The following is an 18,935-nucleotide window of genomic DNA, read 5'->3' on the forward strand; positions in this document are numbered from 1 at the left end:
TGTGCATTGACCCGGCGGAATGGCGGTTCCACTGTGGGCGGAGCGCGCGGACCGCGCGTGCCGGCTCCTCCTCCCGGTGGCCGGCTCGCATGCTCGGGCAAGGAGAACCCCGCATGACCCAGCACCCATCCCGCGGAGGGCGCCGTCGCGCCGCCGCGCTCCTGGCCGGGCTCGCCGGCCTGGTCGCCACCACCCTGGTCCCGGTCCAGCCGTCCTCGGCCGGCGCCGCGGACCCGCTGCCCTACCAGGACCCCTCGCTGCCCACGGAGCAGCGGGTCCAGGACCTCCTCGCGCGGATGACGATCGAGGAGAAGGTCGGCCAGATGACCCAGGCCGAGCGCATCGACGTCGCGGCCGACCCGTCCCTGGTCACCACCTACGGACTCGGCAGCGTGCTGTCGGGAGGCGGCTCCACCCCGGCCGAGAACACCCCGGAGGGCTGGGCCGACATGGTCGACACCTTCCAGGAGGCGGCGCTCGACACCCGGCTCGGCATCCCGCTGCTGTACGGCGTCGACGCCGTCCACGGCCACGCCAACCTGCTCGGCGCCACCGTCTTCCCGCACAACATCGGCCTCGGGGCGACCCGAGACCCCGACCTCGTGCGCCGGATCGGGTACATCACGGCGAAGGAGACCCGCGCCAGCGGACCGAACTGGAACTTCGCGCCGTGCCTCTGCATCGCGCGCGACGACCGCTGGGGACGTACCTACGAGTCCTTCGGGGAGAGCCCCCGCCTGGTCGCCCGGATGGCCACGGTGATCGACGGCCTCCAGGGCAGGCGCGGCCAGCTCGACCGGCCCGACCGGGTGCTGGCGACCGCCAAGCACTTCGCGGGCGACGGCCTCACCGCCTGGGACACCGGCGAGGGCGACTACACCCTCGACCAGGGCATCGCCCGGGTCAGCCGAGCCGAGTTCGAGCGGCTCGCGCTGGCGCCGTACCGCGTCGCCATCGACCGCCACCACGTCGGGTCGGTGATGCCGTCGTTCTCCAGCGTCGACTGGACCGAGGACGGGATCGGCAACCCGGTGAAGATGCACGCCAACCGGGAGCTGCTCACCGACGTCCTCAAGGGCGAGATGGGCTTCGACGGCCTGGTGATCTCCGACTGGCGCGCGATCCACCAGATCCCCGGTGACTACCGCGCCCAGGTCAAGGCGTCGGTGAACGCCGGCGTCGACATGTTCATGGAGCCGACGACCACCGAGCCGGTCGGCTACCAGCAGTTCATCGAGACGCTCCTCGCGCTGGTCGCGGACGGCGAGGTGCCGATGAGCCGCATCGACGACGCGGTCTCGCGGATCCTCACCGCCAAGTTCGAGCTCGGGCTGTTCGAGAAGCCGCTCACCGACCGGCGCCACCTCGACGAGATCGGCAGCCGCCAGCACCGGGCGGTCGCCCGGAAGGCGGTCGCGAAGTCGCAGGTCCTGCTCACCAACCGGGGACGCACGCTCCCGCTGAGCCCGCGCAGGCAGCCCGTGTACGTCGCGGGCAGCAACGCCGACAACATCGGCAACCAGGCCGGGGGCTGGACCCTGACCTGGCAGGGCGGGTCGACCAACGTGATCCCCGGGGACACCGTCCTCGACGGCATCCGGAAGGCGTCGCGGTCGCCGGTCACCTTCAGCGAGACGGCGTCGCAGCGGGTCCCGCGCGGGGCCGCCGGCGTCGTCGTCGTCGGCGAGACGCCGTACGCCGAGGGCTTCGGCGACGTGGGCGGTCCCGAGTGGGCCTACGACCCGGGCGACGCCGGCGTCCCGCGGCCCGAGCAGACGATGCGGCTGAGCGAGGCCGACGAGGCGGCGGTGCGCACCGTCTGCGCCCGCGCCGCCTCCTGCACCGTCCTGGTGGTCTCGGGCCGGCCGCTGGTCCTCCCGGACGGCCTGCGCAGGAAGATCGACGCGCTCGTCGCGTCCTGGCTGCCGGGCAGCGAGGGCACCGGCGTCGCCGACGTGCTCTTCGGGGAGCGGCGCTTCACCGGCCGGCTGCCGGTGAGCTGGCCGCGCCGCGTGGACGAGCCGGTCAACGTCGGGGACCGTCGCTACGACCCGCTCTTCCGCTACGGCCACGGGCTGAGCCCGAGGACCGGACGGGGTCGCTGACGCACCCGTCGTGCCCCGGGCGGCCGGTACCGTCCGGGGCATGACGGCTCCCGTGCTCCGTTTCCATGGCCCGGTGCTCCCCGACGGGGAGGCGCGCGACCTGTACGTCGTCGACGGCCGGGTCACCTACGAGCGCCAGGCCGGCGCCGAGACGGCCGCCGAGGGCTGGATCGTTCCGGGCCTGGTCGACGCCCACAACCACCTCGGCCTCGACGACGGGGGAGCGGTCGACGACGACGAGGTCGAGCGGCAGGCGCTCCAGGACCGCGACGCCGGCGCCCTGCTGCTCCGCGACTGCGGCTCGCCCGCCGACACCCGCTGGGTCCAGCAGCGCGAGGACCTGCCGCGGCTAGTCCGGGCCGGGCGCCACCTGGCGCGCACCCGGCGCTACCTGCGCGACTACGGCCACGAGGTCGAGCCCGACGAGCTGCCGGCGTACGCCGCCCGGGAGGCGCGCGCCGGCGACGGCTGGGTCAAGCTCGTCGGCGACTGGATCTCCCGCGAGGACGGCGACCTGGCGCCGTCCTTCCCCGCCCCGGCGTTCGCCGCCGCCATCGCCGCCGCCCACGCGGAGGGCGCGCGGGTCACCGCGCACTGCTTCGGCCACGAGGTGCTGCCGGGCCTGCTCGAGGCCGGGATCGACTGCATCGAGCACGGCACCGGGCTCACCCTCGACCAGGTCGCGCTGATGGCCGACCGGGGCGTGGCGCTGGTGCCGACGGTCATGCAGACCGCGAAGTTCCCGGGCTTCGCCGACGCCGGCCGGGAGCGGTTCCCGGCGTACGCCGCGACGATGGAGGAGCTCTACGCCCGCCGCCGCGAGGTGCTGATGAGCGCCTTCGAGGCCGGCGTACCCCTCTACGTCGGCAGCGACGGCGGCGGTCCCGCGCGGCACGGCCACCTCGCGGGGGAGGTGCTCGCCATGGTCGAGATGGGGCTGCCCGCGGAGTACGTCGTCGGCGCGGCCTCCTGGCGCGCGCGCCAGTGGCTCGGCTTCGACCCCGCCCTCGGCGAGGGCTCCGCCGCGGACTTCGTCGTCCTGGACCGGGACCCCCTGCTGGACCCGTCGGTGCTCTACGCCCCGAGCCGGGTGGTGCTCCGCGGCCGCGTGGTCGTCTGAGCGGCGGCGTACTGGGACCGACGGACCTTCCGCTTGACCGACGAAGCTCCGTCGGTCAAGTGCCGGATTCACCGGTCGACCGGTGAATTGTCCCGGCCCGCGACCCGCTCAACGCCGGGTCGTCGCCCGCGCCGACCAGACCAGCCCGGCGGCGAGCAGCACGGCGAGGCCGAGGCCGGCGAGGAGCAGCGGCACCAGGATGGTGGCGACGATCCCGCCGGCGAGGTTGCCGACCCGCGGGGTGGGCCCGATCTCGACCTCGGTGCTCGCCATTCCGGGCGCGCCGGTGCAGGTCACCTCGAGCTCGCCGGAGCCGGGGTCGAAGCGCGCCCGTCCGGTGCGCTCGACGCCGTTGACCTCGCGCCGGTAGCTGGCGCCGACCCGGTCCAGCGCGATCGCCGTACCGGTCTCGGCATCGACGACCGTGCAGTCGGGCGCGGGCCCCTCGACCCACAGCAGGCGGTCGCCGTCGGTGCCGACCTCGACGCGGTGCGGGTCGCCGTCGACGGGGACGGTGGCGTCGACGGCGAGGAACCCGCCGAGCGTCCCCACGAAGAGCGCGACCCCCGTGGCGGCGGCCGCCACCAGCAACCCGCCGCCCAGGACGAACCACCAGGACGAGGGGCGGGGCCGGCCGGTCATGGGCGGAGCATGCCCGATTTCCTCGTGCCGCCCCGCATCTGGCAGACTTGCTCGCTGAGTCCTGTGCGTCCGGCCCCTCTCAACCGGTCGTCCAGTGCCCGTCGGCAGTCCCCACCCGGTGTTTCCCCACCTGGCGGCGGGGCCGCCACCCACACCCATATTCCGAGGAGACACCACAGACGTGGCCGTCAAGATTCGTTTGAAGCGCCTGGGCAAGGTCCGGGTGCCCCAGTACCGCATCGTCGTCGTCGACTCCCGCAAGAAGCGCGACGGCAGGGTCATCGAGGAGATCGGCAAGTACCACCCCAAGGAGGACCCGTCGTACATCGACGTCGTCTCCGAGCGGGCGCAGTACTGGCTGGGCGTCGGCGCGCAGCCGACGGAGGCCGTCGAGGCCATCCTCAAGATCACCGGTGACTGGCAGACCCACAAGGGTCTCCCGGGCACCGAGGGCACCCTGCAGGTGAAGGAGGCCAAGCGCGCCAAGCTCGACATCTTCAACGAGGCGCTCAAGGAGGCCCACGGCTCCGCTTCGTCGGAGGCCGTGACCAAGAAGACCGCCGCCAAGAAGGGCGAGTCCAAGGCCAAGGCCGAGGAGCCCAAGGCTGAGGAGCCGAAGGCCGAGGAGACCCCGGCCGAGGCGCCTGCCGCCGAGGTCCCGGTCACCGCGGGTCAGACCCCCGAGGACGCCACCGTCGAGGCCGAGGCGGCCGAGACCAAGAGCGAGGCCTGAGCACCATGCTCGCCGACGCGCTCGAGCACCTCGTCCGGGGTGTCGTCGACAACCCGGACGACGTGGTGGTCCGCGACAAGCAGCTGCGTCGCGGCTCCGTCCTCGAGGTCCTGGTGCACCCTGACGACCTCGGCAAGGTGATCGGCCGCGGAGGCCGCACCGCGTCGGCGTTCCGCACGGTCGTCTCGGCGCTGGCCGGCAAGGACGGCGCCCGGGTCGACTTCGTGGACGTCGACAAGCGTCGCTGAGCACACTGTTCGCCAGGATGGGTGTCGCCCCTCGGGGCGGCACCCATCCTGCATTTACCGCCCCGAGAGGATCCTGTGGAGACCATCGAGCTCGTCGTCGGCCGCATCGGCAAGCCGCACGGCCTCAAGGGTGAGGTGACCGTCGACGTCCGCACCGACGAGCCGGAGCGGCGCTACGCCCCCGGCGCCGTCCTGCGCGCCGAGCCGCCCAGCGGCTCCGCGTCGCCGCTGCGGTCGCTGACCGTCGACCGGGCGCGCTGGCACCAGTCCACGCTGCTGGTCACCTTCGCCGAGCTGCCCGACCGCAACGCCGCCGAGGCGGTCCGCGGCACCGTGCTGCACGCGACCGTCCCGCTCGACCAGACCCCCGAGGACCCCGACGAGTTCTACGACCACCAGCTGGTCGGGCTCGCGGCGTGCGACGTCGACGGGCGCGCGCTGGGCGAGGTCACGGCCCTCGTGCACGGTGGCGCCCAGGACCTGCTGACCATCCGCACCCCCGACGGCCGCGACACGCTGGTGCCGTTCGTCAAGGCCCTCGTGCCCGAGGTCGACCTCGCCGGCGGCCGCGTCGTCGTCGCCGACCGGCCCGGCCTGGTCACGCCGCTGCCCGAGGACGAGCAGGAGGGGTAGTGCGGCTCGACTACGTCACGATCTTCCCGGACTACCTCGCGCCGCTGTCGCTCTCGCTGCCCGGCCGCGCCGTGGCGTCGGGGCTGATCGAGGTCCACGTCCACGACCTGCGCACCTGGACCCACGACCGGCACCGCACCGTCGACGACACGCCGTACGGCGGGGGCGCCGGCATGGTGATGCGGCCCGAGCCGTGGGGGGAGGCGCTCGACGCGCTGGCCGTCGAGGGCGCCACGGTCGTCGTGCCGACGCCGTCGGGGGAGCCGTTCACCCAGGCGCTGGCGCGCGACCTCGCGACCCGCGAGCGGCTGGTCTTCGCGTGCGGCCGCTACGAGGGCATCGACCAGCGCGTCCTCGACCACGCCGCGGCCCGCACGGAGGTGCGCGAGGTCTCCGTCGGCGACTACGTGCTCAACGGGGGAGAGGTCGCGGCGCTCGCGATCACCGAGGCCGTCGTACGGCTGCTGCCGGGGTTCATGGGCAACGCCGCGTCGCTGGTGGAGGAGTCCCACGAGGACGGCCTGCTGGAGTACCCGGTCTACACCAAGCCCGCGAGCTGGCGGGGCCTCGACGTGCCGCCGGTGCTGCTCGGCGGCAACCACGCGGCGATCGCCGCCTGGCGCCGCGACCAGGCGCTGCGGCGCACCGCTGAGCGTCGTCCCGACCTGCTGCACGCGAGCGCGACGGACGGGGAGTGGGCGGTCGTGCCGGCGGTCCGCGCCGACGCCCCCGAGCTGCTGGTCCTGCAGCGCGCCTGCTGGGTGCAGGAGGCGCTCGCCAACGACTCCCTGGAGATCCCGGCGCTGCACGAGTCGCTGGCCGACCTCACCGCGTCCCTCGACACCTGGAGCTGGTACGTCGTGCGCGCCGCGGGCCGGCTCGTCGGCGCGGTGCGCGGCCGGCTCGAGGGCGACACCTGGCACATCGGCCGGGTGATGGTGGCGCCGGACCTGCAGGGGCACGGGCTCGGCCGGCTGCTGCTCGACCACGTGCAGCGCGTTGCGCCGCCCGCGGCGGCGTCGTACTCCCTGTTCACGGGGGAGGGGAGCCACGCCAACCAGCGGATGTACAAGAAGGCGGGCTTCCGGCTCCGGCCCGACCTGCCCGCCCCGCCGGGGGCCGTCGTGCTGACCAAGCGGATTTCGGGCCGCTGATCCTCCTGTGGCACACTCGTGCCTTGGTCCAGCCGGGCCGAAGGACCGCTCCGAGGATCGCACGGAGGGTCTGCGCCGGGCCCCTGCCACAGGGGGAGCCCAGCGCCGCCGGCCACCCACGCCGGACCACACACCTGAACAGCACCGCATCCGACACCGCGACTGACCTGTGGCACTCGCGAGGAGAATCATGACCAACGTCATCGCCGAGCTCGGCGCCGCATCGCTGCGCACCGACGTCCCCGCCTTCCGCGCGGGCGACACCATCAAGGTCCACGTGAAGGTCGTCGAGGGCAACCGGTCCCGCGTCCAGATCTTCCAGGGCGTCGTCATCCGGGTCCAGGGCTCCGGCGTGGGCCGCACCTTCACCGTCCGGAAGGTCTCCTTCGGCGTGGGCGTCGAGCGGACCTTCCCGCTGCACTCCCCGATCTTCGACCAGATCGAGATCGTCACCCGCGGTGACGTCCGCCGCGCCAAGCTGTACTACCTGCGCAACCTGCGCGGCAAGGCCGCCAAGATCAAGGAGCGCCGCGAGTCCTGAGCTCCGGGCACCTGCCTAGGATCTGCGCGTGACCACCGAGGACCGCGGGACCCCGCCTGTCGACAACGACGGCGCCGGGGACCCGCGGTCCTCGTCGTCTTCCGGGTCGTCTTCCGGGTCGTCCGCCGGGCCGGCGAAGCGCCGCAAGCTCTCGGCCTGGCAGGAGACCGTCGTCCTGCTGGTGGTGGCCGTGGCGCTCGCCGCGTTCGTGAAGGCGTTCCTCGTGCAGTCCTTCTACATCCCCTCGGAGTCGATGGAGCCCGGCCTGGTCCGCAACGACCGGATCGTGGTGCAGAAGCCGTCGTACTGGTTCGGCGGGGAGCCGCAGCGCGGCGACGTCGTCGTCTTCGAGGACCCGGGCGGCTGGCTGGACGCCGGCTCGTCCGGGCCGACCAGCCCGCTCAGCAAGGCGCTGGCCGCGGTCGGGCTCTACCCCACCGGCGGCCACCTGGTGAAGCGCGTGATCGGCGTCGAGGGCGACGTGATCGAGTGCTGCGACGACGAGGGCCGGCTGCTGGTCAACGGCGTGCCGGTCGAGGAGTCGGAGTACGCCGTGACCGACGGCGAGAAGTGCTTCGGCCCGATGCCGAACGGCGGCAGCGGCTGCCGCCAGGGCTGGACCGCGGGCCCGGTGCCCGAGGGCGAGCTGTTCGTGATGGGCGACAACCGCGCGCACTCCGCCGACTCCTCGGCGCGGCTGTGCCGGCCCGGGCGGGAGAGCTGCGCGACCGACCCGTTCGTCGACGAGGACCTCGTCGTCGGCCGGTTGCTGGCCCGGGTGTGGCCGGCCGACCGGTTCGACGTGACCGACGGCGTCGACGCGTTCGCCGACGTCCCCGACCCGTCCTGACCCCGTCCCGCCCCACCCACGACGCGCTGGATCCCCGATGAGCTTCCTCCCCCGAGGTGCGACCGTACGACGCGACGCCGGTCTCTACGGCTACGAGCGCGCGCTGCGCCGCCACGGCATCGAGCCGATCGCCGGCGTCGACGAGGCCGGTCGCGGAGCGTGCGCCGGGCCGCTCGTCGCCGGCGCGGCGATCCTGCCCGCCGGGCCGGCCGGGGTGGTCCCGGGGCTCGCGGACTCCAAGCTGCTCACCGAGCGGGCACGCGAGCGCTGCTACGACCAGATCGTGCGGCGGGCCCTGGCCTGGTCGGTGGTGGTCATCAGCCACGAGGAGTGCGACCGGCTGGGCATGCACGTCGCCAACATCGAGGCCCTGCGGCGCGCGGTCGCGCTGCTCGACCTGCCCCCGGCGTACGTGCTCACCGACGGGTTCCCCGTCGACGGGCTCGGCGTGCCCGGCCTCGCGGTCTGGAAGGGCGACCGGGTCGCCGCGTGCATCGCGGCCGCGTCGGTGCTCGCGAAGGTGACCCGCGACCGGCTGATGACCGAGCTGGACCGCGAGTGGCCGGCGTACGACTTCAAGACCCACAAGGGCTACATCACCGACGTGCACACCGCCGCGCTGGCCGAGCACGGCCCGTCGCCGGTGCACCGGATGCGGTTCGTCAACGTGCGTCGGGCCGCCGGCCTGGAGTCGCCGCTAGAGTCGCACTCGTGAGCGCCGAGGACCTCGAGAAGTACGAGACCGAGATGGAGCTGACGCTCTATCGCGAGTACCGCGACGTCGTCGGCATCTTCAAGTACGTCGTCGAGACCGACCGCCGCTTCTACCTGTGCAACCAGGTGGACGTGAAGGCGCGCACCGAGGCCGGCGAGGTGTTCTTCGAGGTCTCGATGAGCGACGCCTGGGTCTGGGACATGTACCGCCCGGCGCGCTTCGCCAAGAACGTCAAGGTGCTGACGTTCAAGGACGTCAACGTCGAGGAGCTCACCCCCGCGGAGATCGACCCGCCCAAGCCGTAGCGGGCCACCAGTCGTCCACAGGGGCTCCCCTGGAGGGGTTCGTCCCCAGGCCGAGGCGGCCGGACGCCTGCCGTCCCCGCCCCCGGCGAGGCTGACCGCAGGAGGTCAGCGATGACGGGAACTACCACCAAGCAGGCGCTGGGCGCGTACGGCGAGTCGCTCGCCGCGCGGCACCTGACGGCGCAGGGCATGGTCCTGCTCGACCGCAACTGGCGCTGCGACGAGGGCGAGCTCGACCTGGTCCTGCGCGACCGCGACGTGCTCGTCGTGTGCGAGGTCAAGACGCGCAGCAGCGACCGGTGCGGGACCCCGCACGAGGCGATCACCGAGCCCAAGCTCGCGCGGCTGCGCCGGCTGGCGGTCCGCTGGCGCGAGGCGCACGGGATCGGGGCGGTGGAGATCCGTCTCGACCTGGTCGCGATCATCCGCCCGCGCCGCGGGGCCTCGAGCGTCGACCACGTGCGGGGGATCGGCTGATGCCGTTCGCGACCGCCCGCACGGTGTCGCTGCAGGGCGCGCTCGGCCACCTGATCGACGTGCAGACCGACGTGTCGCCCGGTCAGGTCGGCACCACCCTGGTGGGGCGGCCGGACGCCTCGATCCACGAGGCCCGGGACCGGTGCCGGATGGCGATCGTCAACTCCTCGCTCACGTGGCCGGCGACCAAGCGGATCACGATCCTGCTCTCCCCGGCCGACCTGCCCAAGAGGGGCACGCACTTCGACCTGGCCATCGCGGTCTCGGTGCTGGCGGCCGACGGGCGGCTGCCGGGCACCGCTCTCGGGGGCACGGTGCTGATCGGGGAGCTGACGCTCGACGGAGGGCTGCGGTCGGTCGCGGGGGTGCTGCCCATGGTGCTGGCCGCAGCCGACCGCGGCATCCACCGCGTGTTCGTGCCCGAGCCGCAGGCCGCGGAGGCAGCGATGGTGCCCGGGATGGAGGTGCTCGGGGTGCGGTCGCTGGCCCAGGTCGTCGCCGAGCTCCGCGGCGAGGAGGTGCCGCCCGCTCCGCCGGTGGCGGCCGCGTCGGGCAGCCGGCTGCTGTCGTGGCGGGGCGAGGAGCGGATGGACGAGATGGATCTCGCCGACCTCGTCGGCATGGTCGACGGCCGGTTCGCGATCGAGGTGGCGGCCGCGGGTGGCCACCACGTGATGCTCTCCGGACCCCAGGGCGCCGGGAAGACCAGCATCGCCGAGCGGATCCCGACCGTGCTGCCCGACCTGACCCCCGAGGAGTCGCTGGAGCTCACCGCCCTGCACTCGCTCGCCGGGGTGCTCGACCCGAGCGACGGCATGATCCGCCGCCCGGCCTTCCTCGCACCGCACCACGACGCCAGCAAGGCCGCCCTGGTCGGCGGCGGCACCGGCCAGGTGCGACCGGGCGCGGTCAGTCTCGCCCACGCCGGCGTGCTCTTCCTCGACGAGTTCCCGCTGTTCCGCAGCGACGCCATCGAGGCGCTCCGACAACCCCTCGAGAACGGCGACGTGGTGATCGCCCGCACCGACGAGCAGGTCCGGTTGCCGGCTCGCGGCATGGTCGTGCTCGCGTGCAACCCCTGCCCGTGTGGGGACTTCACGCCGAACGCGACGACCAACCGGTGCCGGTGCAAGGAGGTCGCCCGCCGCGACTACCGCGCCAAGATCACCGGCCCGGTCGCCGACCGCGTCGACATCCTGCGCCACGTGGAGCCGTTGCAGCCGTTCGAGCGCAGCGACCGCTTCTCCGTGCCGGAGGGGTCGGCAGCCGTGCGGGTGCGGGTGGCCGCCGCCCGAGCCCGCCAGCGAGAGCGCTACGACGGGGAGGGATGGCGGCTCAACGCCCACGTCCCCGGGGCGGCGCTGCGCGATCGCTGGCCGCTGGACGCCGCCGGGCGCGACCGGCTCGACAGCGACGTCTACGACGCCAAGATCACCTCACGCGGCGCGGTCCGCGTGCACCGCCTGGCCTGGACGATCCTCGACCTCCAGGGGCCGAGCGATCCGCGGCGGCGACCCGGGGCCGAGGAGGTCGAGACCGCCCTCGCCCTGCGCCGAGGTGACGCGCTGGCGCTCCGGGTCCTGCAGCGGCGGGCGTCGTGAGCGCCGCCCTGGCGCCCGAGGCCGAGCGGCTGGCCCGGGTCGGCCTGGCCCAGCTGACCGAGCCGGGCGATCCCCGGGTCGCCGCCGTGGTGGCCGAGGCAGGGGCGCAGGTGCTGTACGCCGACGTCCTCCGCCAGCGTGCCGACCGCACGACCCGGCAGATCCGGGAGGACGCGGAGAGCAGGCTGGGCGGCAGGGACCCGGCCGACGAGCTCGCGGACGCCGCCAAGGCCGGCCTGCGCTTCGTCGTTCCCGGCGACGAGGAGTGGCCCTCCCAGCTCGAGGACCTCGCGCACGCCCCCGCCCTGCAGCAGCGCGGCGGGCCGCCCTTGGGGCTGTGGGTGCGCGGACCGGTCCGCCTGGACACGCTCGCCGGGTCCGTCGCCGTCGTCGGCTCCCGCTCGGCGACGTCGTACGGCGGCGACGCCGCCGGGCTGATCGCGGCCGTGGTCGCCCGCGCAGGATGCCCGATCGTGTCCGGGGCCGCCTACGGCATCGACCAGGCCGCGCACCGGGGCGCGCTCGGAGGTGGTGGCACCACCGTCGCCGTGCTCGCGTGCGGAGCCGACCGGATCTACCCCGAGGGTCACCGCGACCTGCTGGAGCACCTGGCCCGGGAGGGGGCCGTGATCTCGGAGACCCGGCCCGGTGGTGCGCCGATGCGGATCAGGTTCCTGAGCCGCAACCGGATCATCGCGGCGCTCGCTGCCGGCACCGTGCTGGTCGAGGCGGCGGTCCGCAGCGGGGCCCTCAACACCGCCAACTGGGCGGGCCGGCTGAACCGGCCGGTGATGGGGGTGCCCGGGCCGATCACCAGTGCCCCGTCCCAGGGGGTGCACCAGCTGCTCCGCAGCGGGGCCGCGACCCTGGTCACCTCCGGGTCGGAGGTCCTGGACGTCGTGTCGCCCGCCGGGGAGCACGTCGTGGAGGAGCCACGGGGACGTGAGCGGTCCCGCGACCGCTTGTCCTCCCAAGACCGGCAGGTGCTCGACGCGGTGCCCGTCCGGCACGGAGCCGGCACCCACTCGATCGCCCGGGCCGCCGGCCTGGCGATGCTGACCGTGGCCTCGGCGCTGGAGCGGCTGCGCGGGGGCGGCTATGTCGAGAAGGACGAGGGCGGATGGCGGCTCGCCGCGCTCGCTCACGACTAGGGGGTGCTGTCGTTCCTAGACTCGGGAGGTGACCGACGAGCGTGAGCTGCCCGAGGCGTTCGCGCGGCTGCTGGGGGAGTACGAGCGCCACCTCGTCTCCGAGCGCGACCTCGCGCCGCACACCGTGCGGGCCTACCTCACCGACCTCGCCGGCCTGCTCGAGCACGCGCACCGGATGGGCATCCAGGACGTCACCGAGCTCGACCTGCGGACGCTGCGCAGCTGGCTGGCCAAGCAGCAGACCCTCGGCCGCTCCCGCACCACCCTCGCCCGGCGGGCGACCGCGGCGCGGGTCTTCACCGCCTGGCTCGCCCGGACCGGCCGGGTCGAGGTCGACCCCGGAGCCAGCCTCGGCTCGCCGAAGGCGCACTCGGTCCTCCCGTCGGTGCTGCGCGTCGACGAGGCGCGCGACCTGATCGCCGCCGCCACCGAGATCGCCGACGACGGCAGCCCGCTAGGGCTCCGCGACGTGGCCATGCTGGAGCTGCTCTACGCCACCGGCATCCGCGTCGGCGAGCTCGCCGGCCTCGACGTCGACGACGTCGACGCCGACCGCAACGTCGTTCGCGTGTTCGGCAAGGGGCGCAAGGAGCGCACGGTGCCCTACGGGCGTCCCGCGGCGCGGGCCCTGCAGTTCTGGCTCAAGCAGGGCCGGCCGCTGGTCGCCCGCGAGGGGTCGGGAGCGGCCCTGTTCCTCGGCGCCCGCGGCGGCCGGATCGACCAGCGTGCCGTCCGCACGCTGGTGCACCGGCGGATCGCCGACGTCCCCGGCGCCCCCGACATCGGCCCGCACGCCCTGCGCCACAGTGCGGCCACGCACCTGCTGGAGGGCGGCGCCGACCTGCGCTCGGTGCAGGAGCTGCTCGGGCACGCCTCGCTGGCCACCACCCAGCGGTACACGCACGTCACCACCGACCGGCTGCGCCGCGCCTACCAGCAGGCGCACCCCCGCGCCTGACGACAAGGACGCGTCAGCGGGCGTCGCGAGGCCTCACCAGTCGAGCGCCAGCAGCGGCGGCCGCCACGCGACGTACGCCGCGGTGCTCCCCGGACCGGCCCGGCCCGCCCGCGCCACCGGCTCGTCGCGCCACAGCGGCAGCAGGCGCACGGGGCCGCCGCCGACCAGGCGCAGCGGGTCGAGGTACGTCGAGGCGCCCTCGATCCACCCCCAGTGCAGGCACGCGCGGGGGGCGCAGTGCGAGCGGGCGGCCTGGAGGACGCCGAGGGGAGCGCCCGCAGCGACCTGGGTCCCGACCGTCACCGAGGCGGTCACCGGCTCGTACGTCGTGCGGGTCCCGCCGTGGTCGACGACCAGCACCCCCCGACCGGCCAGCGAACCGGCGAAGGAGACCGTGCCGGGCAGCGCCGCCCGGACCCGCTGGCCCACGCTGCCGAGCAGGTCGACCCCCCGGTGGCCCGGCCCCCACGGGTCCGCCGGGGGGTCGAACGGCGCGACGACCTCGGGCTCGGGCGCGAGCGGCCAGGTGCCGACCGGTTCCTCCTCGGGGCCGGCACCGGCGCCGGGGACGGCCGCGCCCAGCAGGACCAGGGTCAGGACGAGGGCTGCAAGGGTGCGCATGCGGTCAGCGTGCGCGCGACCGGCGCCGTCGGTCGCCGGCGCGTGCTGACCTCGGGAGATCCCCGTCGCGGACCGCCCCTGTGGACGACTCCCGGGCGGTCAGCCCGAGAACCCGCCGTCCTCGACCAGTCCCCGCAGCGCCCGCTCCACCGCCGCCATGCCGACGGCCAGCGCCTCCAGCTCGTCGTCGGCGAGCCTCTCGAGCACGGCCTGGCGGTGCTGCAGCTGGATCGAGGCGACCTCGCTGACGGCCAGCTCGCCGGCCTCGGTCGCGCGCAGGTGCTTGACCCGGCGGTCCTCGGCGTAGGGCTCCTGGCGCAGGAGACCGTGGTCGACGAGGCGGCCGACCAGCCCGGAGACGGTCGCGGCGCTCACGCCCAGCTCGTCGGCCACGTCGTGGGCGGTCAGCGGCGGCCGGTGGACCGCGAGCAGCAGCACCTTCAGCTGCTGGATCGAGAGCTCGGTCGCGACCACCGCGTCGATGCGCACCCTCATGCTGAGCTCCTCGACCATCCGGAGGCTCGCGTCGAGCGAGTCGAGGTGCTGAGGGCGGTCGCTCACGACCTCGAGAATACCCGTTAGGCTCAGGCTAACTATCGCCCCCGGGTGATCCACGTCTGCACCACACAGGAGTCCCGCTCGTGGGCAATCTCGCCTCGTTCTCCCTGCGCAACCGCGCCCTCGTGGCCCTCGCGACCGTCATGGTCGCGATCTTCGGCGGCATCTCGCTGGGCTCGCTCAAGATGGAGCTCATCCCCAACCTGGAGTTCCCGGCGGTCGGCGTCGTGGTGCCGTACGCCGGGGCCTCGCCCGAGGCCGTGGAGCAGGAGATCGCCGCGCCCGTCGAGGACGCGGTCGCCGGCGTGGACGGGCTGGAGGAGGTCTCCTCGACGTCCTCGAGCGGCTCCGCCCTGGTGCTGGTCACCCTGGAGTACGGCACCGACCTCGACGTCGCCCAGCAGGAGGTGGAGTCCGCGGTCGCCGACCTGGAGACGCTGCCCGACGGGGTCGAGCCGGTCGTCTTCGCCGGCAGCTTCGACCAGTTCCCGGTCGTCCAGCTCTCGGTGACCTCGGACGAGGACCCCGCGAGCCTCGCCGACGCGGTCGACCGGATCGTGGTCCCGGAGTTCGAGGACGTCGAGGGCGTGCGCCAGGTGACGGTGACCGGCGCGCCGGAGGACCGGGTCGAGATCACCCTCCGGCCGACCGCCGCCGCGAGCGGGGTGACGGCCGCGACCATCTCGCAGGCCCTCGGGAGCAACGCCTCCATGGTGCCCGCGGGGAGCATCGACGACGGCGACACCTCGCTCTCGGTGCAGGTCGGGGCGACGCCGACCACGCTGGCCGGGCTGAAGGCCGTCGCGGTCACGCTGCCCGACGGCGGCACGCAGCCGTTGGCCCAGCTCGCCACGGTCGAGGTCGGCCAGGCCGCGCCCACGTCGTACGCGCGGACCGACGGCTCGCCCAGCCTCTCGATCGGCATCACCAAGACCCCCGACGGCAACACCGTCGACATCTCCCACGCGGTCGCCGACCTGATGCCGGAGCTCGAGGAGAAGCTCGGCGACGACGCGTCGTTCGCGGTCGCCTTCGACCAGGCGCCGTTCATCGAGCAGTCCGTCCACGACCTGACGACCGAGGGCGGTCTCGGCCTCTTCTTCGCCGTGGTCGTGATCCTCATCTTCCTGTTCTCCGTGCGCTCGACGCTGGTGACCGCCATCTCGATCCCGCTCTCGCTGCTGGTGACCCTGATCGGGCTCCACCTCGGCGGCTACACGCTCAACATCCTCACGCTCGGGGCGCTGACGGTCGCGATCGGACGCGTCGTCGACGACTCGATCGTCGTCATCGAGAACATCAAGCGGCACCTGTCGTACGGCGAGGAGAAGCTCGCGGCGATCACCACCGCCGTGCGCGAGGTGGCCGGGGCGATCACGTCCTCGACGATCGCGACGGCCGCGGTGTTCCTGCCGATCGGCATCGTCGGCGGCCAGGTCGGGGAACTCTTCCGGCCGTTCGCGGTGACCGTGGCGCTGGCCCTGATGGCCTCGCTGCTGGTCGCGCTCACGATCATCCCGGTCCTGGCGTTCTGGTTCCTGAAGGCCCCCGACGGCCCGGTCGACGTCCAGGCGGTCAAGGCCGAGGCCGAGGCGAAGGAGGAGCGCAGCTGGCTGCGCCGGATCTACGACCCGGCCCTGGGCTGGGTCCTCGGGCGCCCGTGGCTCACGGTCGGTCTCGCGTTCGCGCTGCTGCTCGGCACCCTCGCGCTCGCGCCGCTCATCAAGACCAACTTCCTGGGCAGCAGCGGGCAGAACACGCTGACGGTCACCCAGGAGCTCGAGCCGGGCGCGAGCCTGGGCCGCCAGGACGAGGCGGCCCGCGAGGTCGAGGAGACCCTGCTGGGCGTGGACGAGGTCGAGACCGTCCAGACCTCGGTCGGCGCCGGGCCGATGGCGGCGTTCGACGGCGGCGCCACCTCCTTCGCCCTGACCCTCGACGAGGAGGCCGACGCCGACGCCGTGGCCGACGACCTCGAGGAGCAGCTCGGGTCCGCCGACGGCGAGGTGACCGTGAGCGCCAGCGACTCCTCGTTCAGCTCCGCGCTCGAGGTCGTGGTCACCGCGACCGAGCAGGAGTCCCTCGACGAGGCGGCGACGCTGGTCGCCGAGGAGCTCGCCACGGTCGACGGCATCGGGGTCGTGACCTCGGACGCCGCCGCGGCGCAGCCGATCCTCTCGGTGCAGCCGCGCGAGCAGGCGGCCGCCTCCGGCCTGACGCCGTCGGTCCTCGGGCAACTGCTGGCCCAGACCCTCAGCCAGCCGCCGATCGCCCGTGCGTCGGTCGACGGCGAGCAGCTCGACGTGGTGATGGCGGCGGGGGAGAAGCCGGCCTCGGTCGAGGCGCTGCGCGGGCTGCCCGTCGGCGACGGCTCGGCGACCCTGGGCCAGGTGGCCGAGGTCGAGGAGCAGCGCGTCGCCACGACCATCACCCGTGCCGACGGCGAGCGGACGGTGACCATCACCGCCGAGCCGGAGGCCGACGACCTCGGATCGGTCACGGCCGACGTCGAGGCGCTCCTCGACGACCTCGACCTCCCCGAGGGCACCGACGTCGCGCTCGGCGGCGTCTCCGAGGAGCAGGCCGAGGCGTTCGCCCAGCTCGGTCTCGCCCTGCTCGTCGCGATCGCGATCGTCTACCTGGTCATGGTCGGCACGTTCCGCTCCCTCGTGCAGCCGCTGATCCTGCTGGTCTCGGTCCCGTTCGCGGCGACCGGCGCCTTGCTGCTGCTGGTGGTCACCGGGGTCCCGCTGGGGGTGGCGTCCCTGATCGGGGCGCTGATGCTGATCGGCGTGGTGGTGACCAACGCGATCGTCCTGATCGACCTGGTCAACCAGTACCGCGAGGACGGCGCCGGCGTCCGGGAGGCGCTGACCGAGGGCGGAGGCAAGCGGCTGCGGCCGATCGTGATGACGGCCGCCGCCACGATCCTGGCGCTGACCCCGATGGCCTTCGGGGTGACGGGCGGGAGCGCGTTCATCTCCCAGCCGCTCGCGATCGTGGTGATCGGCGGGCTGATCTCCTCCACGGTGCTCACCCTGCTCCTCGTGCCGACGCTCTACCTGCTGGTCGAGCGGCGCAAGGAGCGCCGGGCCGCGAAGCGCGCGGCCCGCGTCGCCGGCGGCCAGGGCGGTCCGGTGGCGGAGGCCGGCTGAGCGGGGGCGGGCGCGCAGATTGGCGGTGCGCGCTCGCCGTCCCGTACGCTGGAGGACGCGATCGGTGTGTCCGCACACAGATCGACTTCGCACGTCGGCAGACCGCGACGGCCCCGCTCCGGGGTCGACCACCCGCGGGCGACGGTCCTTGGTCCCGCAGAGATGCGGGTCGGACCGCGTGCAGGCGTCAGGGCGACCGGCACCCGTCGGTCGCACGGAACTGAAAACGATACGGCCCGGGTTCCCGGCGTGCCCTGCTTCAAGGACACGCTCACGGGGCTCGACCACCAGGAGAAGAGAAGATCATGGCAGTCGTCACCATGCGCCAGCTCCTCGAGAGCGGCGTCCACTTCGGGCACCAGACCCGTCGCTGGAACCCCAAGATGAAGCGCTTCATCATGACCGAGCGCAACGGCATCTACATCATCGACCTGCAGCAGTCGCTGGCCTACATCGACCGCTCCTACGCCTTCGTCAAGGAGACGGTGGCCAAGGGCGGGACGATCATGTTCGTCGGTACCAAGAAGCAGGCGCAGGAGGCGATCGCCGAGCAGGCGACCCGCGTCGGCATGCCCTACGTCAACCAGCGTTGGCTCGGCGGCATGCTCACCAACTTCCAGACGGTCCACCAGCGGATCAACCGCCTCAAGGAGCTCGACGAGGTCGACTTCGACGACGTCGCCGGCAGCAGCCGCACCAAGAAGGAGCTGCTGCAGATGCGTCGCGAGCGCGACAAGCTCAACAAGTCGCTCGGCGGCATCCGTGAGATGAGCCGGACGCCCAACGCGGTCTGGATCGTCGACACCAACAAGGAGCACCTCGCCGTCGAGGAGGCCCGCAAGCTGCGGATCCCGATCATCGGCATCCTGGACTCCAACTGCGACCCCGACCTGGTCGACTTCCCGATCCCGGGCAACGACGACGCCATCCGCGCCGTCGGGCTGCTGACCCGCGTGGTCGCTGACGCCGTGGCCGAGGGCCTCATCGCCCGCTCCGGCGCCAAGACCGGCGAGGGCACCGCCCCCGCCGCTGCGGAGCCGCTCGCCGAGTGGGAGCGCGAGCTCCTGACCGGTGACGCCGAGAAGGTCGCCGAGGCCGCCACCGGCGCCGACGGCGCTGCTGCCTCGGAGGCCACCGGCGCGTCCAGCGAGGGCGTCGCCGCGACCGAGGTCGCCGCCGCTGCCGCCGAGCCGGCTGCCGAGCCCGCCGCTGAGGCGACCGAGGCCGAGGCGCCCGCCGAGGCCCCCGCCGCCGAGGCCCCCGCGGCCGAGGCGCCTGCTGCTGACGAGGCCCAGGCCTGATCGTTCCCGACCGCGGCGCGGGCCCGGGTACGACGTACCCGGGCCCCGTCGCGCCGGTGACGGCCTG

19 protein-coding genes are annotated in these 18,935 nt (G+C 73.8%); 16 read left to right on the plus strand and 3 right to left on the minus strand.

Annotated elements, in window-relative coordinates; all coding sequences use genetic code 11:
- The first annotated feature begins 113 nt into the window (after positions 1 to 113).
- The gene (locus H4O22_RS06380) at positions 114 to 2,105 is read left to right on the plus strand and encodes a glycoside hydrolase family 3 protein (protein ID WP_182526183.1); all 1,992 of its coding nucleotides are present in this window, start codon (positions 114 to 116) and stop codon (positions 2,103 to 2,105) included.
- 40 nt (positions 2,106 to 2,145) lie between these two features.
- Complete coding sequence (locus tag H4O22_RS06385) at positions 2,146 to 3,225, plus strand: amidohydrolase family protein (protein ID WP_182526184.1); 1,080 nt, start codon at positions 2,146 to 2,148, stop codon at positions 3,223 to 3,225.
- A 108-nt stretch (positions 3,226 to 3,333) separates the two neighbouring features.
- Here H4O22_RS06385 and H4O22_RS06390 read toward each other — a convergent pair whose 3' ends face one another.
- Entirely contained in the window at positions 3,334 to 3,867 is a 534-nt protein-coding gene (locus H4O22_RS06390) for a hypothetical protein (protein ID WP_182526185.1), read from the minus strand.
- A 181-nt stretch (positions 3,868 to 4,048) separates the two neighbouring features.
- Here H4O22_RS06390 and rpsP point away from each other — a divergent pair, with 181 nt between their 5' ends.
- The 12 genes from rpsP to H4O22_RS06450 all read left to right on the plus strand — a co-directional run bounded on the left by rpsP (position 4,049) and on the right by H4O22_RS06450 (position 13,233).
- Positions 4,049 to 4,600, plus strand: a complete 552-nt coding sequence (rpsP, locus tag H4O22_RS06395; RefSeq protein WP_182526186.1) for a 30S ribosomal protein S16 — start codon at positions 4,049 to 4,051, stop codon at positions 4,598 to 4,600.
- Between the two features lie 5 nt (positions 4,601 to 4,605).
- Positions 4,606 to 4,848 (plus strand): RNA-binding protein, encoded by a 243-nt coding sequence (locus H4O22_RS06400; protein ID WP_182526187.1) that lies wholly within the window; start codon positions 4,606 to 4,608, stop codon positions 4,846 to 4,848.
- A gap of 75 nt (positions 4,849 to 4,923) precedes the next feature.
- Complete coding sequence (gene rimM, locus H4O22_RS06405; RefSeq protein WP_220451306.1) at positions 4,924 to 5,481, plus strand: ribosome maturation factor RimM; 558 nt, start codon at positions 4,924 to 4,926, stop codon at positions 5,479 to 5,481.
- Positions 5,481 to 6,635 carry a tRNA (guanosine(37)-N1)-methyltransferase TrmD gene (gene trmD / locus H4O22_RS06410; RefSeq protein WP_182526188.1) on the plus strand — a complete coding sequence of 385 codons (1,155 nt, stop codon included), beginning with the start codon at positions 5,481 to 5,483 and terminating at the stop codon, positions 6,633 to 6,635. The genes rimM and trmD overlap by 1 nt, the downstream gene beginning before the upstream one ends.
- Positions 6,636 to 6,825: 190 nt before the next feature.
- Positions 6,826 to 7,176: a 50S ribosomal protein L19 gene (rplS, locus tag H4O22_RS06415; protein ID WP_182526189.1), complete on the plus strand. Its 351-nt coding sequence runs from the start codon at positions 6,826 to 6,828 to the stop codon at positions 7,174 to 7,176.
- Between the two features lie 28 nt (positions 7,177 to 7,204).
- Positions 7,205 to 8,026: a signal peptidase I gene (gene lepB, locus H4O22_RS06420; protein WP_244963130.1), complete on the plus strand. Its 822-nt coding sequence runs from the start codon at positions 7,205 to 7,207 to the stop codon at positions 8,024 to 8,026.
- Between the two features lie 37 nt (positions 8,027 to 8,063).
- Positions 8,064 to 8,741, plus strand: a complete 678-nt coding sequence (locus tag H4O22_RS06425) for a ribonuclease HII (RefSeq protein ID WP_182526190.1) — start codon at positions 8,064 to 8,066, stop codon at positions 8,739 to 8,741.
- Positions 8,738 to 9,046, plus strand: coding sequence for a DUF2469 domain-containing protein (locus H4O22_RS06430; RefSeq protein ID WP_182526191.1), 309 nt, complete (start codon positions 8,738 to 8,740; stop codon positions 9,044 to 9,046). The genes H4O22_RS06425 and H4O22_RS06430 overlap by 4 nt, the downstream gene beginning before the upstream one ends.
- A gap of 111 nt (positions 9,047 to 9,157) precedes the next feature.
- Positions 9,158 to 9,523 carry a YraN family protein gene (locus tag H4O22_RS06435; RefSeq protein ID WP_182526192.1) on the plus strand — a complete coding sequence of 122 codons (366 nt, stop codon included), beginning with the start codon at positions 9,158 to 9,160 and terminating at the stop codon, positions 9,521 to 9,523.
- Positions 9,523 to 11,124 carry a YifB family Mg chelatase-like AAA ATPase gene (locus H4O22_RS06440; protein WP_182526193.1) on the plus strand — a complete coding sequence of 534 codons (1,602 nt, stop codon included), beginning with the start codon at positions 9,523 to 9,525 and terminating at the stop codon, positions 11,122 to 11,124. The genes H4O22_RS06435 and H4O22_RS06440 overlap by 1 nt, the downstream gene beginning before the upstream one ends.
- The gene (gene dprA, locus H4O22_RS06445) at positions 11,121 to 12,275 is read left to right on the plus strand and encodes a DNA-processing protein DprA (RefSeq protein WP_244963131.1); all 1,155 of its coding nucleotides are present in this window, start codon (positions 11,121 to 11,123) and stop codon (positions 12,273 to 12,275) included. Before H4O22_RS06440 ends, dprA begins: the two co-directional genes overlap by 4 nt.
- Positions 12,276 to 12,303: 28 nt before the next feature.
- Positions 12,304 to 13,233 carry a tyrosine recombinase XerC gene (locus H4O22_RS06450; protein WP_182526194.1) on the plus strand — a complete coding sequence of 310 codons (930 nt, stop codon included), beginning with the start codon at positions 12,304 to 12,306 and terminating at the stop codon, positions 13,231 to 13,233.
- A gap of 33 nt (positions 13,234 to 13,266) precedes the next feature.
- On the opposite strand, the gene H4O22_RS06455 is transcribed toward H4O22_RS06450, so the two are convergent.
- Both H4O22_RS06455 and H4O22_RS06460 read right to left on the minus strand, forming a co-directional pair.
- Complete coding sequence (locus H4O22_RS06455; protein ID WP_182526195.1) at positions 13,267 to 13,854, minus strand: murein hydrolase activator EnvC family protein; 588 nt, start codon at positions 13,852 to 13,854, stop codon at positions 13,267 to 13,269.
- Between the two features lie 99 nt (positions 13,855 to 13,953).
- Positions 13,954 to 14,415: a MarR family winged helix-turn-helix transcriptional regulator gene (locus H4O22_RS06460; RefSeq protein ID WP_182526196.1), complete on the minus strand. Its 462-nt coding sequence runs from the start codon at positions 14,413 to 14,415 to the stop codon at positions 13,954 to 13,956.
- Positions 14,416 to 14,495: 80 nt separating this feature from the next.
- Here H4O22_RS06460 and H4O22_RS06465 point away from each other — a divergent pair, with 80 nt between their 5' ends.
- Both H4O22_RS06465 and rpsB read left to right on the plus strand, forming a co-directional pair.
- Positions 14,496 to 17,567, plus strand: a complete 3,072-nt coding sequence (locus H4O22_RS06465; protein ID WP_182526197.1) for an efflux RND transporter permease subunit — start codon at positions 14,496 to 14,498, stop codon at positions 17,565 to 17,567.
- Positions 17,568 to 17,872: 305 nt separating this feature from the next.
- A complete protein-coding gene (gene rpsB / locus H4O22_RS06470) occupies positions 17,873 to 18,868 on the plus strand; it encodes a 30S ribosomal protein S2 (RefSeq protein ID WP_182526198.1) in 996 nt (331 codons plus the stop codon).
- Positions 18,869 to 18,935: the final 67 nt, after the last annotated feature.

Source organism: Nocardioides dongkuii, assembly GCF_014127485.1.
Lineage (GTDB): Bacteria > Actinomycetota > Actinomycetes > Propionibacteriales > Nocardioidaceae > Nocardioides > Nocardioides dongkuii.

Excerpts from the sequence above, each read along its gene's own strand:
- H4O22_RS06380 (WP_182526183.1), top strand. The coding sequence starts at position 114 with ATGACCCAGCACCCATCCCGCGGAGGGCGCCGTCGCGCCGCCGCGCTC.
- H4O22_RS06385 (WP_182526184.1), top strand. The coding sequence starts at position 2,146 with ATGACGGCTCCCGTGCTCCGTTTCCATGGCCCGGTGCTCCCCGACGGG.
- H4O22_RS06390 (WP_182526185.1), bottom strand. The coding sequence starts at position 3,867 with ATGACCGGCCGGCCCCGCCCCTCGTCCTGGTGGTTCGTCCTGGGCGGC.
- H4O22_RS06400 (WP_182526187.1), top strand. The coding sequence starts at position 4,606 with ATGCTCGCCGACGCGCTCGAGCACCTCGTCCGGGGTGTCGTCGACAAC.
- rplS (WP_182526189.1), top strand. The coding sequence starts at position 6,826 with ATGACCAACGTCATCGCCGAGCTCGGCGCCGCATCGCTGCGCACCGAC.
- H4O22_RS06425 (WP_182526190.1), top strand. The coding sequence starts at position 8,064 with ATGAGCTTCCTCCCCCGAGGTGCGACCGTACGACGCGACGCCGGTCTC.
- H4O22_RS06435 (WP_182526192.1), top strand. The coding sequence starts at position 9,158 with ATGACGGGAACTACCACCAAGCAGGCGCTGGGCGCGTACGGCGAGTCG.
- H4O22_RS06440 (WP_182526193.1), top strand. The coding sequence starts at position 9,523 with ATGCCGTTCGCGACCGCCCGCACGGTGTCGCTGCAGGGCGCGCTCGGC.
- H4O22_RS06455 (WP_182526195.1), bottom strand. The coding sequence starts at position 13,854 with ATGCGCACCCTTGCAGCCCTCGTCCTGACCCTGGTCCTGCTGGGCGCG.
- rpsB (WP_182526198.1), top strand. The coding sequence starts at position 17,873 with ATGGCAGTCGTCACCATGCGCCAGCTCCTCGAGAGCGGCGTCCACTTC.